Annotated in this window: 19 protein-coding genes; 9 read left to right on the forward strand and 10 right to left on the reverse strand. The window is 40.0% G+C overall.

Features of this window, described 5'->3' with window-relative positions:
- The first annotated feature begins 196 nt into the window (after nt 1-196).
- Both glyS and murD read left to right on the forward strand, forming a co-directional pair.
- Nucleotides 197-2,350 (forward strand): glycine--tRNA ligase subunit beta, encoded by a 2,154-nt coding sequence (gene glyS, locus V7K53_RS14380; protein ID WP_335198187.1) that lies wholly within the window; start codon nt 197-199, stop codon nt 2,348-2,350.
- 85 nt (nt 2,351-2,435) lie between these two features.
- Nucleotides 2,436-3,977, forward strand: a complete 1,542-nt coding sequence (gene murD / locus V7K53_RS14385) for a UDP-N-acetylmuramoyl-L-alanine--D-glutamate ligase (protein ID WP_335198188.1) — start codon at nt 2,436-2,438, stop codon at nt 3,975-3,977.
- A gap of 140 nt (nt 3,978-4,117) precedes the next feature.
- Here murD and V7K53_RS14390 read toward each other — a convergent pair whose 3' ends face one another.
- From V7K53_RS14390 to V7K53_RS14405, 4 genes are all read right to left on the reverse strand, one after another.
- Complete coding sequence (locus V7K53_RS14390; RefSeq protein WP_289796608.1) at nt 4,118-4,342, reverse strand: type II toxin-antitoxin system HicB family antitoxin; 225 nt, start codon at nt 4,340-4,342, stop codon at nt 4,118-4,120.
- An 11-nt stretch (nt 4,343-4,353) separates the two neighbouring features.
- Nucleotides 4,354-4,536 (reverse strand): type II toxin-antitoxin system HicA family toxin, encoded by a 183-nt coding sequence (locus tag V7K53_RS14395; RefSeq protein ID WP_335198189.1) that lies wholly within the window; start codon nt 4,534-4,536, stop codon nt 4,354-4,356.
- 136 nt (nt 4,537-4,672) lie between these two features.
- Nucleotides 4,673-5,281 (reverse strand): hypothetical protein, encoded by a 609-nt coding sequence (locus V7K53_RS14400; RefSeq protein WP_335198190.1) that lies wholly within the window; start codon nt 5,279-5,281, stop codon nt 4,673-4,675.
- A gap of 176 nt (nt 5,282-5,457) precedes the next feature.
- A complete protein-coding gene (locus V7K53_RS14405) occupies nt 5,458-6,045 on the reverse strand; it encodes a thylakoid membrane photosystem I accumulation factor (RefSeq protein ID WP_335198191.1) in 588 nt (195 codons plus the stop codon).
- A gap of 388 nt (nt 6,046-6,433) precedes the next feature.
- Between V7K53_RS14405 and V7K53_RS14410 the strand changes: the two genes are divergently transcribed.
- From V7K53_RS14410 to V7K53_RS14430, 5 genes are all read left to right on the forward strand, one after another.
- Complete coding sequence (locus V7K53_RS14410) at nt 6,434-7,771, forward strand: Mur ligase family protein (protein WP_335198192.1); 1,338 nt, start codon at nt 6,434-6,436, stop codon at nt 7,769-7,771.
- Nucleotides 7,772-7,827: 56 nt separating this feature from the next.
- Nucleotides 7,828-8,646 carry a type 1 glutamine amidotransferase gene (locus V7K53_RS14415; protein ID WP_335198193.1) on the forward strand — a complete coding sequence of 273 codons (819 nt, stop codon included), beginning with the start codon at nt 7,828-7,830 and terminating at the stop codon, nt 8,644-8,646.
- An 85-nt stretch (nt 8,647-8,731) separates the two neighbouring features.
- A complete protein-coding gene (locus tag V7K53_RS14420; protein ID WP_335198194.1) occupies nt 8,732-9,355 on the forward strand; it encodes a Uma2 family endonuclease in 624 nt (207 codons plus the stop codon).
- Nucleotides 9,356-9,407: 52 nt separating this feature from the next.
- Nucleotides 9,408-10,031 carry a Uma2 family endonuclease gene (locus V7K53_RS14425; RefSeq protein WP_335198196.1) on the forward strand — a complete coding sequence of 208 codons (624 nt, stop codon included), beginning with the start codon at nt 9,408-9,410 and terminating at the stop codon, nt 10,029-10,031.
- A 650-nt stretch (nt 10,032-10,681) separates the two neighbouring features.
- Nucleotides 10,682-13,591, forward strand: a complete 2,910-nt coding sequence (locus V7K53_RS14430) for a COR domain-containing protein (protein WP_335198197.1) — start codon at nt 10,682-10,684, stop codon at nt 13,589-13,591.
- Nucleotides 13,592-13,765: 174 nt separating this feature from the next.
- Here V7K53_RS14430 and V7K53_RS14435 read toward each other — a convergent pair whose 3' ends face one another.
- The 3 genes from V7K53_RS14435 to V7K53_RS14445 form a co-directional block, all read right to left on the reverse strand.
- Nucleotides 13,766-14,332 (reverse strand): hypothetical protein, encoded by a 567-nt coding sequence (locus V7K53_RS14435; protein ID WP_335198198.1) that lies wholly within the window; start codon nt 14,330-14,332, stop codon nt 13,766-13,768.
- 112 nt (nt 14,333-14,444) lie between these two features.
- Nucleotides 14,445-15,038 carry a DUF4360 domain-containing protein gene (locus V7K53_RS14440; protein WP_335198199.1) on the reverse strand — a complete coding sequence of 198 codons (594 nt, stop codon included), beginning with the start codon at nt 15,036-15,038 and terminating at the stop codon, nt 14,445-14,447.
- Nucleotides 15,039-15,727: 689 nt separating this feature from the next.
- Complete coding sequence (locus V7K53_RS14445) at nt 15,728-15,922, reverse strand: hypothetical protein (RefSeq protein ID WP_335198200.1); 195 nt, start codon at nt 15,920-15,922, stop codon at nt 15,728-15,730.
- A gap of 401 nt (nt 15,923-16,323) precedes the next feature.
- On the opposite strand from V7K53_RS14445, the gene V7K53_RS14450 reads away from it, so the two are divergent.
- A complete protein-coding gene (locus V7K53_RS14450; RefSeq protein ID WP_335198202.1) occupies nt 16,324-16,710 on the forward strand; it encodes a CVNH domain-containing protein in 387 nt (128 codons plus the stop codon).
- A gap of 240 nt (nt 16,711-16,950) precedes the next feature.
- Here V7K53_RS14450 and V7K53_RS14455 read toward each other — a convergent pair whose 3' ends face one another.
- The 3 genes from V7K53_RS14455 to V7K53_RS14465 all read right to left on the reverse strand — a co-directional run bounded on the left by V7K53_RS14455 (nt 16,951) and on the right by V7K53_RS14465 (nt 20,204).
- Nucleotides 16,951-18,564, reverse strand: coding sequence for an NAD(P)H-quinone oxidoreductase subunit 4 (locus tag V7K53_RS14455; protein WP_335198203.1), 1,614 nt, complete (start codon nt 18,562-18,564; stop codon nt 16,951-16,953).
- Nucleotides 18,565-19,351: 787 nt separating this feature from the next.
- Complete coding sequence (locus V7K53_RS14460) at nt 19,352-19,798, reverse strand: DUF29 domain-containing protein (protein ID WP_335198205.1); 447 nt, start codon at nt 19,796-19,798, stop codon at nt 19,352-19,354.
- A 217-nt stretch (nt 19,799-20,015) separates the two neighbouring features.
- Nucleotides 20,016-20,204 (reverse strand): type II toxin-antitoxin system HicB family antitoxin, encoded by a 189-nt coding sequence (locus tag V7K53_RS14465; RefSeq protein ID WP_335198206.1) that lies wholly within the window; start codon nt 20,202-20,204, stop codon nt 20,016-20,018.
- Between the two features lie 281 nt (nt 20,205-20,485).
- On the opposite strand from V7K53_RS14465, the gene V7K53_RS14470 reads away from it, so the two are divergent.
- Nucleotides 20,486-20,785, forward strand: a complete 300-nt coding sequence (locus V7K53_RS14470) for a Pepco domain-containing protein (protein ID WP_334767871.1) — start codon at nt 20,486-20,488, stop codon at nt 20,783-20,785.

Genomic DNA, 20,785 nt, shown 5'->3' on the forward strand with positions numbered 1-20,785 from the left:
TAAGCTTACGATAGAAATATATATCCGTAAATACCGCACAAAACACGGTATGTAATGTAATGAATTTATGAAGAGAAGCACTTGTTTTATAAAGTTTTGCATAAAATGTCAAGTCTATGATTCAGCTAAAAATCACGAGCGATCGCTTGAGAATAACTGATAAAGTTGAGCTACGCAAAGTTGAAAACAGTGTTATATGCCTGGGTTTCTATTAGAAGTTGGTACAGAAGAACTACCTGCAAGTTTTCTCAGTGATGCTTTAGTGCAATGGCAGGAACGCATTCCCCAAAGCCTGGAAGCAAACGGCCTCAAGTCCGAAAGTGTCAAGGTGTACGGTACTCCCCGGCGGCTGGCGGTAGTGATTACAGGTCTACCATCGCAGCAACCAGATCGAGAAGAAGAAATTAAAGGGCCCCCCGCCCAAGCCGCCTTTAAAGATGGTCAGCCGACAGCCGCCGCCGCAGGTTTTGCCAAAAAGCAAGGTGTGGAACTGGATGCGCTATCAGTTCGCCCCACTGACAAAGGGGAATTTGTCTTTGTGCAAAAAAGAATTCCCGGTCGTCCTGTGGCGGAAATTTTGACAGAACTTGTTCCCCAGTGGATTTGGGGGTTAGAGGGTAAGCGGTTGATGCGTTGGGGGAATGGGGATGCGAGGTTTTCCCGACCAATTCGTTGGCTGGTAGCTTTGTTAGATGAGACAGTGCTGCCTTTAGAATTAGTGAATGGTTCTAAAACTATTGAGAGCGATCGCATTTCCCAAGGTCATCGGGTTTTGCATCCTGAACCTGTGACAATTGCCCAAGCTACTGATTATGTTACTGCCCTCAAGTCTGCTTATGTCACCGTTGACCCAGAAGAACGGGTAAATCTGATTAAAGAGCAAGTAAATGCAGTCGTAGAGAATTTAGGCGGGTATACAGTAATTTACCCCGATTTGTTAGCGGAAGTAACCAACCTTGTAGAATATCCCTCCGCAGTTGTTGGTAAATTTGAACCAGAATTTTTAGAATTACCAACTGAGGTAATTACTGAAGTGATGGTTACTCATCAACGTTATTTTCCTGTATTCAAACCAGGGAGTTTTGAACAAGAATTATTGCCCAACTTCATCACCATTTCTAACGGCGATCCCAAGAAATCAGATATTGTTGCTGTCGGGAATGAAAGGGTAATTCGTGCCAGATTAGCTGATGGTAGATTTTTCTACGAAGCTGATTTAACTAAGCCAATAGATAGCTTTTTACCCCAGTTAGAAAAAGTCACTTTCCAAGAAGAATTGGGTTCGGTGCGTGCCAAGGTAGATAGAATAGTTAAAATTGCCGAGCAAATTAGCAGTCAATTAGAATTACCGGAACATCAAAGCCAAAGAATCCAACGTGCTGCTTTATTATGTAAAGCAGATTTGGTGACACAAATGGTCTACGAATTCCCCGAATTGCAAGGCATTATGGGAGAAAAATATGCCTTAGCTAGCGGTGAAGATGCGGAAGTAGCAAAGGCAATTTATCAACATTATTTACCAAAGGGAGCAGGTGATGTTTTACCTGAAACACTCACAGGTAAAATTGTTGGTTTGGCAGATAGATTAGATACTTTAGTCAGTATCTTTGGTTTAGGTTTAATTCCTTCAGGTTCCTCCGATCCCTTTGCCTTGCGCCGTGCGGCTAATGCTGTAGTTAAAATTGTTTGGTTTGATAATATGCCAATAAATTTAGATGATTTATTGAAGCAAATATCGATAGACTTTGCAGCAAAATATCACAAAGATCGAGCATCATTAACCACAGCATTACAAGAGTTTTTCTTGCAACGCATCCGTACTTTACTACAAGAAGAAAAGCAGATTGATTATGACTTGGTAAATGCAGTATTGGGAGAAAATGACCCAGAATACACAGAACGGACGTTAAAAGATTTATTGGATGTACGCGATCGCGCCTTATACTTACAACAAATCCGTAACGACAGTACCTTAGATAACATCTACGAAACCGTTAACCGTTCCACACGATTAGCCGCCCAAGGTGATTTGGATACAAAACAGCTAGAACCAACAACTGTAGTTCGTCAAGAACTATTCCAAAAGCCCTCTGAAGACGCTTTGTATAATGCATTAATCGAATCAGTACCACAAACTCAAGCAGCACAGCAGAACCGGAATTATCAACTGTTACTAGCAGCACTCACAAAAATTGCTCCGGCAGTTAGTAACTTCTTTGATGGCCCAGATAGCGTTTTAGTTATGGACTCCGATCCAGAAGTCAAGCGTAATCGGTTACATCTGCTGGGATTAGTTCGCAATCATGCCCGTGTTTTAGCTGACTTCGGCGCGATCGTTAAAAATCTGTAGCGTAAGTCAACAAAAACTTGTGTAATTTTTGCCAAGAAAGGCTACTATAGGGAGTGCTTAACCAGGGACACTCTGCTTGCAATCTATGTCCAAAGCTCATGTTGTTGGATTGGGAAAGTCCGGTGTTGCTGCGGCGAGATTGTTGAAATGGGAAGGTTGGGAGGTAGAGCTGAGTGATGGCAACACCTCCAAAACCCTCCTAGAACAACAACAAGAACTCGCTGCCGAGCAAATAACCGTTAAACTAGGACAATCCCTAGAATTGAATGGTGCTAATTTACCCCAATTAATAGTCGTTAGTCCTGGTGTGCCTTGGGATATTCCCGTATTAATTAAGGCACGCCAACTAGGTATTGAAACCATTGGCGAAATGGAACTCGCATGGCGAAATTTGCGATCGCTACCTTGGGTAGGAATTACTGGCACTAATGGCAAAACTACTACCACAGCTCTAATTGCTGCCATTTTCCAAGCAGCAGAATTAAATGCACCCGCCTGCGGTAATATTGGCTACGCTGCTTGTGAAGTTGCCCTATCCCAGAGGGGACAGGGGACAGCACTTCGGCTCCCTTCGGCTCCGCTCAGGGCAAGTCGCTCAGTGGCCGAGGGGCAGGGGGGCAGAGGTGAAGGAACTGCGATCCAAAATCATGTTGATTGGGTGATTGCGGAAGTTAGCAGCTATCAAATAGAATCTTCTAGCTCTCTTGCTCCCCGGATCGGTGTTTGGACGACTTTCACACCGGATCATCTTAGTCGCCATCAGACTTTAGAGAACTATTACAACATCAAAGCCAAATTATTACGTCAGTCTGAGTTGCAAGTGTTCAATGGCGATGATGCCTACTTGAGCCAGCTAGGTTTAAGTGCTTGGCCTGATGCCTATTGGACAAGTGTGAGAGGAAAAGATTTTTTGATTAGCGAAAAAGGCTTTTACATTGAAGACGGCTGGGTTGTGGAAAAATTGACTGCAACCTCGACACCAGAACCGATTGTGAAAGTATCTAGTTTGCGAATGGTGGGAGAACATAACCAGCAAAATCTGTTGATGGCAGTAGCAACAGCAAGATTAGCGGGAATTAATCGTGATGCGATCGCACTTGCAGTTCGGGAATTTCCTGGTGTTGCCCATCGTTTGGAGCATATCTGCACATGGGAAGGTATTGATTTCATTAACGACAGCAAAGCCACCAACTATGATGCGGCTGAAGTTGGTTTAGCATCGGTTAACAGTCCAGCGATTTTAATTGCTGGTGGAGAAGCTAAAGCGGGTGATGATACTGCCTGGCTAGCACAAATTCAAACCAAAGCTGCTGCTGTGTTATTGATTGGCTCTGCTGCACCCGCCTTTGCCAAACGTCTCCGAGAGGTGGGGTATCATAACTACCATATTGTGGAAACTATGGAAAGGGCAATTCCCAAGTCGGCAGAATTAGCCAAGCAGTATCAAGCGCCTGTGGTGTTGCTATCTCCAGCTTGTGCAAGTTTCGACCAGTACCCGAATTTTGAGGTGCGGGGCGATCGCTTCCGTCATCTATGCCTTGCTTGGGCAGGAGGCTGGAAACCCGCCAGAGTAGAACTTCCAGAACTTGAAAACTCTAGTCAAGAGTCCATAGTTCAAAGTCGATAAGCATTATTTGTCAACAAGTTCGTAGTAAGGACTTTAGTCCTTGTTTTCTAAGCACTAAAGTCCTTACTATAAACTTTCAAAACTAACTTTACAAAATATCTAGAAGGATTGTTTAGTGCTAATTTAGTATTTTTCTATAATTATATTTTGCTGTAGTTTGCAACTTCAACCTCATGAGCGATGCTTGTAGGTTTAGGAATAGGTAAACCATCTTCTAGCATTCCTTCTATATGAAATTCAATAGCTTCTGCAATCATCTGCTTGACTTCTTCTAAAGTTTCACCCACAGCTACACAACCTGGTAAATCAGGGACATAAGCAGAGTAATTACCTTCAGCCTTTTCAATCACCACTACATACTGCATTGCGGTTCTCCTTATAACTGTGCTTGCCTCCAAATACTACTGAGAGTACCAGGGGCTAAGTCGTCAGACGATTTACCTGGAACTGTAACCACACCGGGTTTATCAGGATGTTTGAACTGTCGATGACTACCTTTAGTTCTATCTAGATACCAACCATCAGCTTCCAGTAGCTTGATTACATCACGTACTTTCATGTTACTACTTATCTGTACAGGTAAAATTTCTGTTACAGATAGAGTGCCTTATTAAGAAAGCAAAGTAAACACAATTATGTCGCAATTATGTCCGTCATTTTGTCATGGGTTTTAGTATTCCTACCCAACACATCAATCAACCAATGGGGCGATTTCCGGGATTGACTGCATGAATATATTCACTACCCGATCGCGGTCTTCCTCGTTTATAATAAGCTTCTTCTGGTTTACCCCATCCTAACTGCAAAATCATTTCCAAAAAGTTAGAATTTTCCCACTTGCACAAACTTGCCCACTCTGTTCTTTGAACAATTCTCTCTACATCAGATGTGGCAATTTGTTGGTGTTGTTTACTATTATTGAAACTCAAGTATAAATCCATTCCTATAGTGACTTCATACCAAAATTCTACGATGGAATTTTTAGCGGCTTTTAATATCTCTAAGTCACCATTGAGGGCAATTAACTCAGTATCTATTTCGGGATAGTGCAAGCTTTTTCCTTTAACTGTCACTTCTCGCCAAATAATACCGGAAACTCGATTTTCTTTCTGATACTCGTGAATTGCAGTTTTGAAATCTTGATAGGCAGTAAACTGTTGCAACCCATCAGTTCTGATAAACTGGTCAATTACAGGATTGCCAGAGACTTTTATTTCTAACTTTAAGCGTTTTCCTTTGAGGCAAGCTTGGCGTTCGGCTGCCAAAATTTGAATTAGTTCCTGGGTGGTGTAAACCTTTGACATCAGAATACACTCTAGTTAATTATTGGACAATGGGCATTGATTACGGACTATAGACTATGGATTAATTTCCTCAATTGTTAAGACAGATATTTCAATATTATGCTTTGACCTTGGTGGCAATGTAGTAACAGATATAACTAAAAATTAGGGCAGACCAAATTGGTCTACCCCATAATTTACTTAGCTAACTCACTACTAAACTCGTTAAAGGCTCGCCGCTTTAGCTGTGCTGTTTCAGTGCGTGGTAATAAATCAAAGATTTTACGAAATTGATCGTCTATATCTTCAAAAGGTACTTGACCCTTTTTATTCAAAACTACTTCACCTGATTTATTTAACACCACGACTTGAGGAACACTCCCAGCAAAGTAATATCCTGGTTCTGTTGGATCGTAGGTCTCTTTAGGCGGGATAGTATCTACATTAATCGGCATAATCTCTGCTACCCGACCATAGAATTCCTGTACCCGTGAAATGGAAATGGCATATCTTTTGGAATCGCTACTATCATCCAGATAAAAAGCCAAAAACACGGGTTTATGTTCCGCTAAAGTCTGTGCGAGTGTCTGTCTGGGAGGAACCAATGAACCATTCCCAGCATAAACGACAAAGATGTTGCCATCATATAAATCATTATTCAGACCAGCAGATGCAGGTTGCATACTTATAATGAAAAGACTTACAAGCAACAACAGGCATTTGGATAACCACCTTTGCCAGCTAGTAATTTGTTTATGTAAAAAAAGAAACTTTGTGCTATTCATCAAAAGGAACCTTGCAAGCTACTACTTGTTGTGAGTTTGTGCTGAATTTGGCCAACTGGGCTAGATATGTAATTACGCCCACGCACTATTTTTTAAGATAACGCCTACTGAGATTATCTCTCGCAAGTGGCTGGTATAGCTACGCAGAATTCAAAACAAAGGTAAAGTAGCGCAACCCAACAATCCAAAATCATTCGATGGTTCCTGAGCGAAGTCGAAGGACTGAGCGTAGCCCTACCCTTCTGAGGAAGCAAGCAATGTGTAGCATTCCGCAGGAAGTCTAAAATTCAAAATTGCGAATACTGGCTTTTTTAGCCAGGATTCGCTAAACTCACAAGATTAAATTTGCACTTTTAATTAACAACCGCCAGAACACTAGGGTACAGATGTGGGAAACAAAATACAATTCATAGATAGACTGCGATTGGGTTTCGCGGTGTCAGTGGCAAAGAGTGTCACTTTTATAGTGCGATCGCTCCGTCTGGGTGCTGCTAGTGTATTACCAGGCTCGATTGCTCGTCGCATTGAACCCAGACTCTTACAATTATTGAGTCAGCAAGTTAAAAACGGGGTGATTTTAATTGCTGGTACTAACGGCAAAACTACTACAGCGCTGCTTTTATGCACGATATTAGAACGCAAAGGTTTTCGCGTCACTCATAATTCTACAGGTGCAAATCTGGAAAATGGCTTGATGACGGCGCTGTTAGAAAGCACCAACTTACTAGGTACGCTAAATACTGATTATGCCATTTTGGAAGTTGATGAAAATATTGTACCAAGAGTATTAGCGCCACTCCAGCCGCGAATCATTCTCTGTTTAAACTTGTTCCGCGACCAACTCGATAGGTACGGCGAAGTAGATACAATTAGTAAGCGTTGGACAAAAGTTATTTCTACCCTACCAGCAGAAACGGTGGTAATTCCTAATGCTGATGACCCAACTTTATCTAACCTCGGTCAGCAGTTACCCCAACGGGTGTTATTCTTTGGCTTGAATGAACCAGAACATTATCTAGAAGCAATTCCTCACGCTGTTGATTCTATTTATTGTCCCAAATGTGGACATTCCCTAAATTACAAGGGTGTTTATTTGTCTCATTTGGGAGATTTTACTTGTCCCAAGTGTGGTTTTAGTAAAAGTAAACCTACTCTTGAAAGTAGTGAATGGTCGCAAATTCTGGTTGGTTTGTATAACAAATATAATACTTTGGCAGCTGCAACTGCGGCTATTGAGTTAGGAGTTGATGAAGTAACAATCAGAGATACTATTAATACCTTTCAAGCTGCCTTTGGTCGGGCTGAAGATTTAGTAATTAACGGTAAACGAGTGCGGATTCTGTTATCGAAAAATCCTGTGGGAACGAATGAAACCATTCGCGTAGTTACTCAAAGCACAGATAAAACCACATTGCTGGTATTGAACGATCGCACACCCGATGGCACTGATGTATCCTGGATTTGGGACGTGGATACCGAGAAATTAGTCGAACGCGGGGGTACTTTAGTAGTGAGTGGCGATCGCGTCTATGATATGGCACTACGTCTACGTTACAGCCAAAAGTCCCTTAATAGCAACTTAAATTTAATAGTTGAAGAAGATTTACGACAAGCGATCGCAACTGCATTAGAGCATACACCAGAGAATGAAACTTTGCATATTCTACCTACCTACTCAGCCATGTTAGAAGTGCGAGAAGTTCTGACTGGTCGGAAAATTCTTTAAATTTGTCATTTGTTATTGGTCATTTGTCATTTGTAATCGTCCCATTCCCTAAATTTATGACTTCTCAAAATTTAGAATTAACAATTGGTTGGCTTTATCCGACGCTGATGAGTACTTATGGCGATCGCGGTAATGTAATTACTATAGAACGTCGCGCTCAATGGCGGGGATACGATGTGAAAGTGTTACCCCTAGATCAAAATTCTACAGCCGCAGATATTAAAACTGTAGATGTAATCGTTGGTGGTGGCGCACAAGATCGTCAGCAAGAAATAGTCATGCGTGATTTACAAGGTGCGAAAGCTGACGCGATGCGCGAGAAAATCGAAAATGGAACACCAGGAGTATTTACTTGTGGTTCACCCCAATTACTGGGACATTATTATGAACCAGGATTAGGACAACGAATTGAAGGTTTGGGAATACTCGATTTAGTCTCCGTGCATCCTGGTGAAAATACTAAGCGCTGTATTGGCAACTTGGTAATTGAAGTGACAGCTTCCCGTCTAGCGCGGGATTTAAAAGAGATGACGGGTAGCACACCATATTTGGTAGGCTTTGAAAATCACGGCGGACGCACCAAGTTGGGAAAAGTGGAAGCTTTAGGGCGCGTGGTATACGGTTTGGGAAATAATGGTGAAGATGGGACAGAAGGAGCATTTTATCAGAATGCGATCGCTACTTATTCCCACGGGCCATTGTTACCAAAAAATCCTTTTGTCGCCGATTGGTTAATTCAAACAGCACTGCGGCTAAAGTATCAACAGGAAATTACCTTAGAACCTTTTGACGATAGCCTCGCTGTACAAGCACGAGAAGCGATGTTTAAGCGATTGAAAGTGAGTTTACCAAATGCTGCTGCGGCGAAAGTTTAACCTAAGTTCGTTGATTAAGCCTCTCTCCGTGTCGGGGAGAGGTTTGGAGAGGGGTCAAATTTGACATCAAGCAAAAGGGCAAAGCATGACTCAAGCCTTAACCAAACAAGTAACATTTGATGAATTTATCGCCTGGTATCCCGAATCTTCAGACAGGCATTATGAACTACATGATGGGGTAATTGTTGAAATGCCTAAGCCAACAGGGAAGCACTCAGAGATAGCTGGGTTTATAAATGGTTCTTTGTTTATTGAAATCGCCCGTTTGTCAATCCCTTGCTTTATCCCTAAAGAATGCGTCATCAAGTCACTTAACACTGATTCAGGTTATGAACCAGATGTCATTGTTCTTGATAGACAAGCTCTCAGCAATGAACCACGCTGGAAAAAAGAATCTATCATTACGCTGGGTAGTTCCGTCAAGTTGGTTGTAGAAGTTGTTTCAACCAACTGGAGTGATGATTATGCTTTGAAACTAGAAGATTACGAGTCTTTGGGCATTCCTGAATATTGGATTGTAGACTATTTAGGTTTAGGTGGTAGGCGATTTATTGGCAATCCCAAACAACCAACAATCTCGATTTACCAACTAATTGAAGGTGAGTATCAAGTTAGGCAACTTAGAGGAAATGACCGCATTCAGTCGCTAGCGTTCCCAGAGTTGAATTTAACTGCTGAACAGATTTTTCGGACTGGAGAAGTCGCGTAATTTAGATGGCTAAGGTTTAAATTTTTATCTGACTTTAAAGCAAGAGGAAAGTATGACTCAAACCTTACGCAAACTAGTAACATTTGATGAATTTATCGCTTGGTATCCAGAAAACTCACAACGACGCTATGAACTGCATGACGGAGTAATTGTAGAAATGGCTCCTCCCACAGGCGAACATGAACAGATTGTTGGATTTTTAGTTGGGGAAATAGTTACAGAATACAAACGTTTAAAACTACCTTATTTTATCCCCAAAACAGCATTCATTAAACCGACTCATAGCGAAGCAGCTTACTCACCAGATGTAATGTTGTTGAATAAGTCTAATTTAGTAAATGAACCTCTGTGGAAAAAAGAATCTACTGTAAGCCAAGCGGCATCAATTCCTTTAGTAATTGAGGTGGTAAGTACCAACTGGCGAGACGACTATTTTACCAAAGCAGGTAAATACGAGGAGGTTGAAATACCTGAATATTGGATTGTAGATTATCTAGGTTTAGGTGGTAGGCGGTTTATTGGCAATCCTAAACAACCAACTATCTCGATTTACCAATTAATTGAAGGTGAGTATCAAGTTAGGCAATTTAGGGGAAGCGATCGCATTCACTCGCCAGCGTTCCCAGACTTGAATTTAACTGCTGAACAAATTTTTCAGGCTGGAGAAGTCGCGTAAAAAACAGCTAAAGAAGTAAAATAACCATCAAAGACTCGTCCACGAGTATCAAAGACTCGTCCGCGAGTATTAAAGACTCGTCCGCGAGTATCAAAGACTCATCCACGAGTATCAAAGACTCGTCCGCGAGTATCAAAGACTCATCCACGAGTATTAAAGACTCGTTCACGAGTATCAAAGACTCGTCCGCGAGTATCAAAGACTCGTCCGCGAGTATTAAGGACTCGTTCACGAGTATCGAAGACTCGTCCGCGAGTATCAAAGACTCGTCCGCGAGTATTAAAGACTCGTTTACAAGGCCAATCTAAGCTATTGGTAATGATAAATTCTTTTTAGATTCAGTAAAAATTATTAGCACTCGTGTAGTGTTACACAGGATAGTAGATTGCTTTGATATCTTGCAGCATTCTTAATTAGTAGCCGCGATCGCCTAAAACTCGAAGTTCCAGGAACCAATAGCCAAAGCCACTCAAGTAGAGTAAAACCTAAGTCTGGAAAGAATTTAGCCCTCTGAAGAGGACTTTCGCTATGAGCCAGAGGTTTCTAATCTATGGCGGTTGTTGGGATTAGTGGAAGATACTAATGGTTGCGAGATTGTCCAATGAATCAGGGGCATTACATATAATTTTCGTTGACAGGTGAACTTCAGTATGGCAAACACGTCTCAACGTTTTCTTAAAAAAATCCGAGAAGCGAAAGAGAAACAGCTTAAACGATTAGATTTAAGCAATGATTTACGTACTAATGACAAGGAAAAATTAACAGACATTCCTACTGAGGTGTTTGAACTGGAATGGTTGGAGGTTTTAAATTTAAGCCACAATCAATTAACGACGCTGCCAGAAACCATCACCCGCCTGTCACAACTCACCTCCTTGAATTTAAGCCACAATCAATTAACGACGCTGCCAGAAACCATCACCCGCCTGCAACAACTCACTTCCTTGGATTTAAGCTACAACCGATTAAGAACGCTGCCAAAAGCCATTAGCCGCCTGCAACAACTCACTTCCCTAAATTTAAGCGGCAACCAATTAAGGACGATGCCAGAAGCTATCACCCGCCTGCAAAAACTGACTTCTCTGAATTTAACCGGGAATGAATTAACATCAATTCCAGAGCAGATTACTCATTTAAAAATATTGACAAAACTAGATTTTGGATTTAATAAATTAACTATTATTCCAGAATGCCTCATTCAGCTAAAAAATCTAAAAAGTCTTAGTATAACTGGTTATGAATTAACTACATTACCGGAGTGGATTATTGGAATAAAAGGATTAATCTCATTAGACTTAAGTGGTAATAAATTATCTTATTTAACAGAAGCTTTCGCTCAACTTCAAAAACTGAAATTCCTAGATTTAAGTAATAATAACTTTGATGAAATACCTAATTCTATTTTTAAATTAAAGTTTCTGAAAGAATTAAGATTGGAAAATTATGCTTCTTATTATATAAGAGAAAGAAAATATATAGAGTATTCAAGTCATAATAAAATACAAGAAATATCTTCTAAAATATTGCAATTAAAAAGCTTAAAAAAATTAATTCTGTTTAAGAATAATATAGAAAACTTACCACCAGAAATTATAAGGTCTGAACCATTTGGGAGTGTAGATGTTGAACAATTAAAAAATTACTTTAGACAGTTAGCAGAAGCGGGGGAAGATTATCTGTATGAAGTAAAGTTACTAATTGTCGGCGAAGGAGGAGCAGGAAAGACAACGCTGGCAAAGAAGATTGAAGACCAAAATTATCAACTCCAAGAGGAAGATAGTACAGAGGGAATTGAGGTCATCCAGTGGGGTTTACCAATGGAAAATGGGCGAGAATTTCGAGTCAACATCTGGGACTTTGGGGGACAAGAGATTTACCACGCTACTCACCAGTTTTTCCTCACCAAGCGTTCACTCTATGTCTTAGTAGCAGATACTCGCAAGGAAGACACAGATTTTTATTACTGGTTGAATGTAGTAGAACTATTGAGCGATAACAGTCCGCTGCTGATCATCAAAAACGAGAAGCAAAACCGCCACAGGGAGATTAATGAACTCCAGTTACGGGGACAGTTTACTAATTTAAAGGAGACTTTATCAACAAACCTTGCTACCAACAGAGGTTTAGAACAGGTTTTAAAACAAATCAAGCACCACGTTAAAAACCTGCCCCATATTGGCAGTCCGCTCCCAAAAACTTGGGTTAAAGTTCGGGAAGCTTTGGAGAGTGACACGCGCAGTTACATAGGCTTGGATGAATACCTAAACATCTGCCAACAAAATGGGTTCACCCAAAGAAATGATAAGTTGCAGTTGAGTGGCTATCTGCATGATTTGGGAGTATGCTTGCACTTCCAGGAAGACTCACTTTTGAACAAAACTGTCATCCTCAAACCCAAGTGGGGAACTGATGCAGTCTATAAAGTCCTAGATAATGAAACAGTGATTAGCAACCTGGGCAAATTTACAAAGTCTGACTTGGCAATCATCTGGTATGAAGACGAATACGCCACGATGCAAGATGAACTCTTGCGGTTAATGATCAACTTCAAACTATGCTATGAAATCCCTAGAAGCAAAGGAACTTACATTGCGCCACAATTGCTAACTGAAAATCAACCACCCTATAACTGGGATGAAACTGACAACCTGATTTTGCGTTACACTTACGAGTTCATGCCCAAAGGGATCATCACCCAGTTCATTGTCGTCATCCATGAATTGATTAATGAACAAAAATGTGTTTGGAAAAGCGGTGTTGTTCTCAGCAAAGACCAGACAAAGGCAGAGGTGATTGAATATTACGGCAAGCGGGAGATTAAGATTCGAGTTTCAGGTTGTCACAAAAGAGATTTGATGACCATAGTTACACATGAACTCGATAAAATTCATGACTCGTATAATAAGCGACTAAAGTACAACAAGTTAATTCCCTGTAATTGTTTCACCTGCAAAGATAGCCAAGAGCCACATTTTTATAAGCTTGAAAATTTAAAAAATCGCCTTGTTAGACAAAAATATGATGTTGAATGTGATATTAGCTTTTTCAAAGCTAATGTTTTGAGCTTAATTGATGATGTGATAGATAGAAGTAAAGAGAGGTTGTTTTTAGAGCAGTTAGGGATTGAAGCGAATCCTCATCAATCTCCGCAAATACCATCTAATATATATATCAACCTAAATCAAGTTCAAGAACAACAAAATAAAATTAGTCAAAAGGAAAACAATCCAATGTCAACAGTAAATCAATACGGTTCTGGGGATAACGTTGCTGGCGATAAAGTCATGCGTGATAAAATCGGCACTCAAATCAACAACTCGCAAAACTTGGCACAAGCTGCAAAAGATATTAAACAACTTTTAGATCAACTGTCACAGGAATATTCTAGTACTGCGATGGTTGGCGTCAAAGCAGTAGAGGAAATAGAACAAAAGCCAAAATTGAAAGCTCGAATTGTCAATGCCCTGAAAGAAGCAGGATCAGAAGCTCTGGAAAAAGCAGTTGATCATCCTGCTGTCAGCATTGTCATAGCAGCCACCAAGGGCTTCATAGATGGTTAAAGATATGGTGATTTAATCAGACTGAAAAGTAAAATTCACCGCCTAAATACCAGCTTGTTTTACTAGAAACTTGAATGGTAAATTTCTGTTTTCATTCAGATTCACAAGCGATCGCACCACCCCAGCATATTACTGTTCTTCACCTTTCTCCTGAAGGAGCACTAAAACCAAATTTTATTGTTGTTGAAGTGCAAACTTCATTTCTGTCAACTCTAATTCTCCTCCGGTTGTTGTTAATACTAAATTAACGCCTAAAACACTTTTTCCTGTAGTTGTATAGTTAGTTGGAGGTATTTGATTAGTCAAATCAAAATTCATAGCACTTCCATAGATCATTTGATATGGAGTTGGTTTATCGCCAAGTAAAAATGATGTGATAGCTACTCGTGCTGGTGCTTTCTTTACTACACCTTTTAAAGCTAAAGGCACGAGCCTAAATTGCTTTTGAGTATTAGAGGTATCAATTCTAACGATACATCTAGCCCTTGGCGATTGTGCATTTACAGTTATAGGAGCGCGAAGTGTAAACTGATTTATTTGCGGGTCGAAACTTATATTACATCTCCTATTAACCAAAAAATTTGGCTGGTTGTCTATTGCAGTAGCAGTGCTAGATGAATTGGCATCATAACAATAGAAAAAAAACAAGCACATTAATATGAAAAAATTACGTGCATCACTTAATCTCAACATAACTTCCTCTCCATCAACAGAAATTTTTAATTTTAAAGAAGAATACATTCGGTAGATTCAATGAGTGGGGGATTTAGACCCATCACTCATTGAAGACCACCAAATTTGGAATTTGGTTCGGTGTATCACCATCTATCAGCAGAATCGCTAAAAGCAAGGACTAGCAACGTCTTAGGTCAAAATAAAGCCTTACATCCCCAGCATTGATATCGGCTGTATCAACGAAAATAGAACTTCCTCGTGAGGATTGTGCAATCATATTAATACCTAATAGTCCTTGCCCACCACCACTACATAAACCTGTAGCAGCTAGAACAGTAATCTCATCTTGCTCCGCAAATGCCTTACTAGATGTAAACTTGCTAGTTTTAGGGGGAGCTACGGCTTGACCAAGAGCACCACCACTAAAGCTATAAGTTCTGCTTAAGCTGGTACCTCTACTCCCTCTATCAATATCAGTAGTTCCTTGGTACAGTACTTGTACATCTTGGACGATGAAACCACTTGGAATAAAAGTTTGAACGCGCAAAATACACTTTTGACGCTGACCATTGAATGCACTAAAGTTATCCAAGACGATCGATAAGCTTCTACCATCATCTCCAGGAAGCTGATCGGCAACACTACATCCACCAGAACCGAGTGCATCTCCAAAAGTAATACTAGGCTCTTCAGCCAAAACCTTGGTCGTAAGCACATTCATTCCAAGAATTGTAGATAGAGATAGTAATACACCAAATTGTTTAAAGTTCATATTGATTGTACCTATGTTGTTAAAGTTGTTTTTTCATGGAAAATGCAGTCAAAATGCATTTCCCTCAACTATTTAACTAGTGCAGGATAAATCTCTAGAAGATTTACTTTATTTAGAAACTAAATCGTTTTTAACTGTGGCAGGAATTAACTTAGTGTAGGTATAGCATCACCTACGTAAGACTCACCTGTAATAGCCTAAAGTCTTGAGATTCAAAAATGGCACTTTCTCTGTAAAATCCATGAGAGAACTCTCCTACAGATGCAAAAGTAGAATTAAGCCTTAATACCTTTGCTAAAAAAAGAGGTAGTCTAGCTTTTGCCGAAAGACCCCAACGCACGCAAGAAGGCTGTAAACTCTCAAGCTAATTAATTGCAATAGTTGAGTGTCTCTATCTTGAAGTTACAAAAAGAATCTGAGGAACTTGTGAGGAAATATGGTGCTTATTAAAACTTAAATTTTGTCAGGATTCAAACTGGAGTTTGCTGAAATATCAACAAAACTAATATTAAAACTACAGAGATATTTATGTTGTTTGTCCTTATATTGAGATATCTGATTAAAAAGAATGTGAGGAACTTGTGAGGAAATACGGTACTTATTAAAACTTAAATTTTGTCAGGATTCAGACTGGAGTCTACTGGGATATGAATAAAACTAACATTAAAGCTACAGAGATATTTATGTCGTTATCTTTTTGTATTAAACATTTGGTGAAAAAGTATGTAGAGACGTTGCATTGCAGCAAATTTTTGTCGGAGTTCCCATGCAACGGTATAGCTTCCCTGCGATCGCTTTTTATCCACGCTGCATCGGGCGATCGCAGGTTGCAATTGCAAGATCATTGGTATAATTTCTTTGACTACAGGTAAGTTGGTGGTCATAATTGCTTTTTGGCTACTTTACTTGCCTTCACTATAATCTCTTCACGCTCTAGGGCAAAATTATTAGAAGTGATTCGGTAGCCATAAGTCTATTCCCACATTTCTCACAAGCTTGAGGTTAGAGGGGCAGAAAGGCAGAGGGGAAAGAACTTGTAGAAGAACTCTCCCCTGCACAAGGTTTTGAGAGATGTGGTGAGAAATCCGGGTATTGTCCAAGCTTGAAAACAATTGTTGCATTAATGGGATAGTGATGTGAGTCGTTGTTTGCGTAGTATCTCGTAGAGCATGTATCGCTATCAGGTATAGTTAAAAACTATTATTTTTAAATAGAGAAAAATACAAAAGTATAAAATGTTCTCTTGGTTAATTCAACCAATTATCTACTTGAGGACAGAGGACTAATGCTGAAAATTTGTGCGGCTTTTTTGTGTGCTATCTTTCTGAGCTTTAATTTAGTCACCGCTAACGCTTGGGCAACTGGTCAATTTTCTCAGACTTGTAAAGACATTAGTATTGATGGCTCAACTTTAACGGCTACTTGTGAAAAAGCTGATGGATATACTCCTTCTACAACTTCTATCGATTTAAATCCATATATCGCCAATTTTGATGGAACATTAGACTGGGATGGAGAGAAATTTGCTCTGACCTGCGACAATATTGGTCTAGCTGGTGCTAGCAGACTGCGTGCTGAATGCGAAAGAGCTGATAAGCAAACATCTCTCGGAACATACATTGATCTTAATGAACACATTACCAATATTGACGGAACTCTCAAGTTTGAATAATTTTTAGGCAGGGGCAATACTCTGCGGAAAGCCGCTTCTCTACGTTCCCTGCGGGACGCTTACGCGAACGCGCAGTATGTCGCAGACAGACGCTTACGCGAATGCGTCTACATGAATTGCCCTTACCTAAAAATCTATTTCAACTCAATAATTCTAAAATTTTAGGGGTGGTTATGAAACCACCCCTTTTTTCTCCTAATATTTAGAATTTACTTGCAGACCCCTTAATGGGAAGTTAATTTACTCAGAAATGTTAATCGAACTTTCAACTTGAGAAGTAGCCAATGTTGGTGCAGAGAAAATACGCGAGTACAGACTTGATGGTTGTTGATGAGCAACAACTGGTAAAACTTGACGAGCATGAGCGGCTAATTCTACTGCTTTCACATCATAAGTCTGCGTTGCCAACTTGGGATAAAACCCGATTCCGATGATTGGCAGTAACAAACAAGCAGTAATAAATATTTCGCGGGGTTTGACATCAGATATTACAGCATCCAAGTGCAAATCTTGACTTTGCTCACCGTAGAACACTTGACGCAGCATCGACAGTAAATAAATCGGTGTCAAAATCACGCCAACCGCTGACAGCAGAACGACTACAACTTTGAAACTGGAACTGTAAACATCACTGCTGGCGATACCCAGAAACACCATCAACTCACCCACAAAACCACTCATTCCGGGTAAAGCGAGAGAAGCCATTGAACCAATGGTAAACAGAGCAAAGGTTTTGGGCATTACTTTAGCCATACCGCCCATTTTATCCATCATTAAGGTGTGGGTGCGATCGTAAGTCACGCCAGAGAGGAAGAACAAGCTAGCAGCAATTAAGCCGTGGGAAACCATCTGTAACACTGCACCACTGATACCAAGCTCTGTGTAAGAGGCAATCCCAATCAGCACAAACCCCATGTGGGCAATTGAAGAGTAAGCCAAACGGCGTTTGAGATTGGTTTGAGCAAAGGCACAGCAAGCACCGTAGACAATGTTAACCACACCCAAAACTGCTAACACTGGGGCAAAAGTCACATGGGCATTGGGCAACATTTCCACATTGAAGCGGATGAGGGCATAACCACCCATTTTTAACAACACGCCAGCCAAAATCATTGAACCGGGTGCTGATGCTTCACCGTGGGCATCAGGTAGCCAAGTATGTAAAGGGAAAATTGGTAACTTTACACCAAAGGCAATTAAGAAACCTGCATAAACCAATAATTCCAAGGTTTTGGGGTATTGTTTCATTCCTAGAGTCGCCATATCGAAAGTGACGGTATCTCCAGAGAATGCCATTGCAAAACCGGCAATCAAGATAAATATTGATGCAGCAGCGGTGTAAAGAATGAATTTGATAGCGGCATAACGGCGGTTTTGTCCTCCCCAAATGGAAATCAGCAGGTAAACCGGCACTAACTCGATTTCCCACATCAGAAAGAACAGCAGCAAATCTTGGGCAACAAATACGCCAAGTTGGGCGCTGTACATCGCTAACATCAAACCATAAAATAATCGCGGCTTGGTGGTAACTTTCCAAGCCGCGAATATTGCGAGGGTATTTATTAAGCCTGTCAGAAGTAGTAAGGGCATCGATAAACCATCAACCCCCACAGCCCAATGCAAACCTAACTGCGGTATCCAAGGATAGTTTTCTACAAGTTGGAGTGTTGAGCTTTGGAAGTCGTACTTATACCAAAAGGCATAAATCATCAGTGCAAAGTCGGCAAAAGCAACTCCCAGACCATACCAGCGAACAGTTCTACCTTCCTTGTCTGGGATTAGGGGGATGGCTAAGGCAGCCACCAAGGGTAAGAGGATTATGGCTGTTAGCCAGGGAAATTCAATAGCATTCATCACTTCTGACAATCAGTTTGGCTTATCGCTTTTAATTTAATTATATTAAGGAATCAATACTTTTGTAAACATTCTTTAACTCTATGAATATTAAATTTTTGACATAGATAAGAACATATACTCATTGAATGTCAAATTATCAGGATAAATAAGAATAAATACTTATCTGTTTTTGACGATTCCATTCTAAATGTAAACTTTTGCAACGTCAACTAAAGCCAGCGTTACAATACAGTTACATTTCCTGCTTCAGCCCCATTGTCACGGCTATATAGCCTATGCTTCTAAGTTGAGTCATAGACTTAACCCCCAACACTTCCCAACTAGGTTGGGCAGGGTGAAGAAAAATGGATAACTAACAAGTATGAATTTCGTCGAACAATTGCAGCAAGTCCCAGGCTATAGGCACATCCGGGGACGAAGACATGAATTATGGTTGGTATAAAAAATTAGTGAGATAGTGATCGTACAGCAATTAATATCCGAAGTCTACGATGGGCTACCTTATACACTTTTATGTAAACTTTCTTGAGATCGAGGATTTATCGGTGTTGGTGAATCATGGGATGATTTCGCCCAATTTTGAAAGAATTTTCAATGGTTTCAACCGCCAATTCAGCCCACATTTATGCAACGCCGATTTATCATACTGATTCAGTGTCTTACACTGACAAAAACTCATTTTATGTCGTTTACTTAATCCTATAGTTCCAAGTCTTAATAAAGCATCAAGCTACCCAATAGCCAAAACTTTGTTTAATTCCAAGTCAAAATTAATTAATGCAACCTAATAACTATTTTTTAAGGTTTCTTCTAGTGTAAAAGGAGATTCTTTAGGAAAGAAATTTGTTTGAATCCCGGTTTCCTCAGATGCTTTGAGACGAGCTTTTTGATAACAATCCTCAAATACTTCTGCAAGTAGAGGTTGCAAACTTGGACTATCTTCTAATAATGTTTCAATACAGATACGTTGTTCAGAAATGGTACTTCGCCAACTTTCACTGCGTTTTTCTGGTTGATATTGCCATTTGAGTAAGTGCATTAATAGCACAATTAATCGATTTTTTAACTCGCGTTTTTCACTTCTCCCCATGCTTTCAATTTCTTCAATTAAATTAGGTATATCTATTTCATTAAAATTATTTTCTTTTAACTGATGGGCAATTGTTTGTGTCCACAAGTAAAAGTCTTGTTCATAGAGATTTTGTTCATTTATAAAAGATGGACTGGTCATTAATATTCCTCTTGGAAACGCTAAAAATTAGGTGGGCATAAGACAATGTTTGAAAAGATTGGGCGAATATAATTCGCTACTACACAAGCGAAACTCATGTAATTCTTCTATAGAAATCCGGTTTGATTCCTGAATTTAGTTGCGTAGACAGGGGACAGAGAACAGGAAAGAATGGATAGATCCGTACTGAGTCTTGTTCAAAAATCAAATAGGAGTCCTATATAGTGAGTGAAGCATGGTAAATATCAGGTTCTATTTTATAGACTTCCAAAAAAGATGCGATCGCTTCATTAAGTTGCTTGATTGTTGCTTCTGGATTTATCCCTTGTCCTACAAGTCCATTTTCTAAGCATAAAGCAACCCAATAACCCGCACTATTTCGCAAAACTGTTGTGTAAAAGTTCATAAATGTGTAGACAAGAAGAAACTTTATTCCGCATTCATTGCAAAATTTTATCAAACAAGGTGCTAATCTCAGAGTAATTAGACTTTAACAGTTTACAAATATCACACTTTTAGGTTAATTAAAAGGACAATACACCTTTGTTTACTCCCATATAGTAAGTTGATAAATCTAGTAACTATACTTATAAGCAATTTTATTATGTTATGTTACACTTACGCTAAAATTGATACTTGGTCGTTTGTAAATTTTATCTCTCTCCAAAACTTTAGAAGAAGGTATAAATGATGGAGACGATTCCAATCTTAGTGAGCCTGCCCGACAAAGACGAAGAAGTAAAAGGCATTTTTTCTCCTGATGCAGAAGTAATTTTACGCGATATTCCCACGGAACTGCTTCGAGATAACTTAAACAAGTTATGCCAAGGAGTGGCTACTTTGCTTAATGATATTAAGAAGGTTGGCGGCTTTCGGCTAAAAGAAGTCACAATTCAAGTTGAGGTGAATGCTGAAGGTGGTGTGGAGCTAATTGGTACAGCTAAGGTAGGTGGCAAAGGGGCAATTACTCTAACTTTTGCGGAGTAG

The sequence above is a fragment of the Nostoc sp. genome, from assembly GCF_036917355.1.
GTDB lineage: Bacteria > Cyanobacteriota > Cyanobacteriia > Cyanobacteriales > Nostocaceae > Nostoc.

Coding starts and splice junctions, on each gene's coding strand:
- glyS (WP_335198187.1), top strand. CDS start 197: ATGCCTGGGTTTCTATTAGAAGTTGGTACAGAAGAACTACCTGCAAGT.
- murD (WP_335198188.1), top strand. CDS start 2,436: ATGTCCAAAGCTCATGTTGTTGGATTGGGAAAGTCCGGTGTTGCTGCG.
- V7K53_RS14390 (WP_289796608.1), bottom strand. CDS start 4,342: ATGCAGTATGTAGTGGTGATTGAAAAGGCTGAAGGTAATTACTCTGCT.
- V7K53_RS14395 (WP_335198189.1), bottom strand. CDS start 4,536: ATGAAAGTACGTGATGTAATCAAGCTACTGGAAGCTGATGGTTGGTAT.
- V7K53_RS14400 (WP_335198190.1), bottom strand. CDS start 5,281: ATGTCAAAGGTTTACACCACCCAGGAACTAATTCAAATTTTGGCAGCC.
- V7K53_RS14405 (WP_335198191.1), bottom strand. CDS start 6,045: ATGAATAGCACAAAGTTTCTTTTTTTACATAAACAAATTACTAGCTGG.
- V7K53_RS14415 (WP_335198193.1), top strand. CDS start 7,828: ATGACTTCTCAAAATTTAGAATTAACAATTGGTTGGCTTTATCCGACG.
- V7K53_RS14420 (WP_335198194.1), top strand. CDS start 8,732: ATGACTCAAGCCTTAACCAAACAAGTAACATTTGATGAATTTATCGCC.
- V7K53_RS14425 (WP_335198196.1), top strand. CDS start 9,408: ATGACTCAAACCTTACGCAAACTAGTAACATTTGATGAATTTATCGCT.
- V7K53_RS14430 (WP_335198197.1), top strand. CDS start 10,682: ATGGCAAACACGTCTCAACGTTTTCTTAAAAAAATCCGAGAAGCGAAA.
- V7K53_RS14435 (WP_335198198.1), bottom strand. CDS start 14,332: ATGTATTCTTCTTTAAAATTAAAAATTTCTGTTGATGGAGAGGAAGTT.
- V7K53_RS14440 (WP_335198199.1), bottom strand. CDS start 15,038: ATGAACTTTAAACAATTTGGTGTATTACTATCTCTATCTACAATTCTT.
- V7K53_RS14445 (WP_335198200.1), bottom strand. CDS start 15,922: ATGACCACCAACTTACCTGTAGTCAAAGAAATTATACCAATGATCTTG.
- V7K53_RS14450 (WP_335198202.1), top strand. CDS start 16,324: ATGCTGAAAATTTGTGCGGCTTTTTTGTGTGCTATCTTTCTGAGCTTT.
- V7K53_RS14455 (WP_335198203.1), bottom strand. CDS start 18,564: ATGAATGCTATTGAATTTCCCTGGCTAACAGCCATAATCCTCTTACCC.
- V7K53_RS14460 (WP_335198205.1), bottom strand. CDS start 19,798: ATGACCAGTCCATCTTTTATAAATGAACAAAATCTCTATGAACAAGAC.
- V7K53_RS14465 (WP_335198206.1), bottom strand. CDS start 20,204: ATGAACTTTTACACAACAGTTTTGCGAAATAGTGCGGGTTATTGGGTT.
- V7K53_RS14470 (WP_334767871.1), top strand. CDS start 20,486: ATGATGGAGACGATTCCAATCTTAGTGAGCCTGCCCGACAAAGACGAA.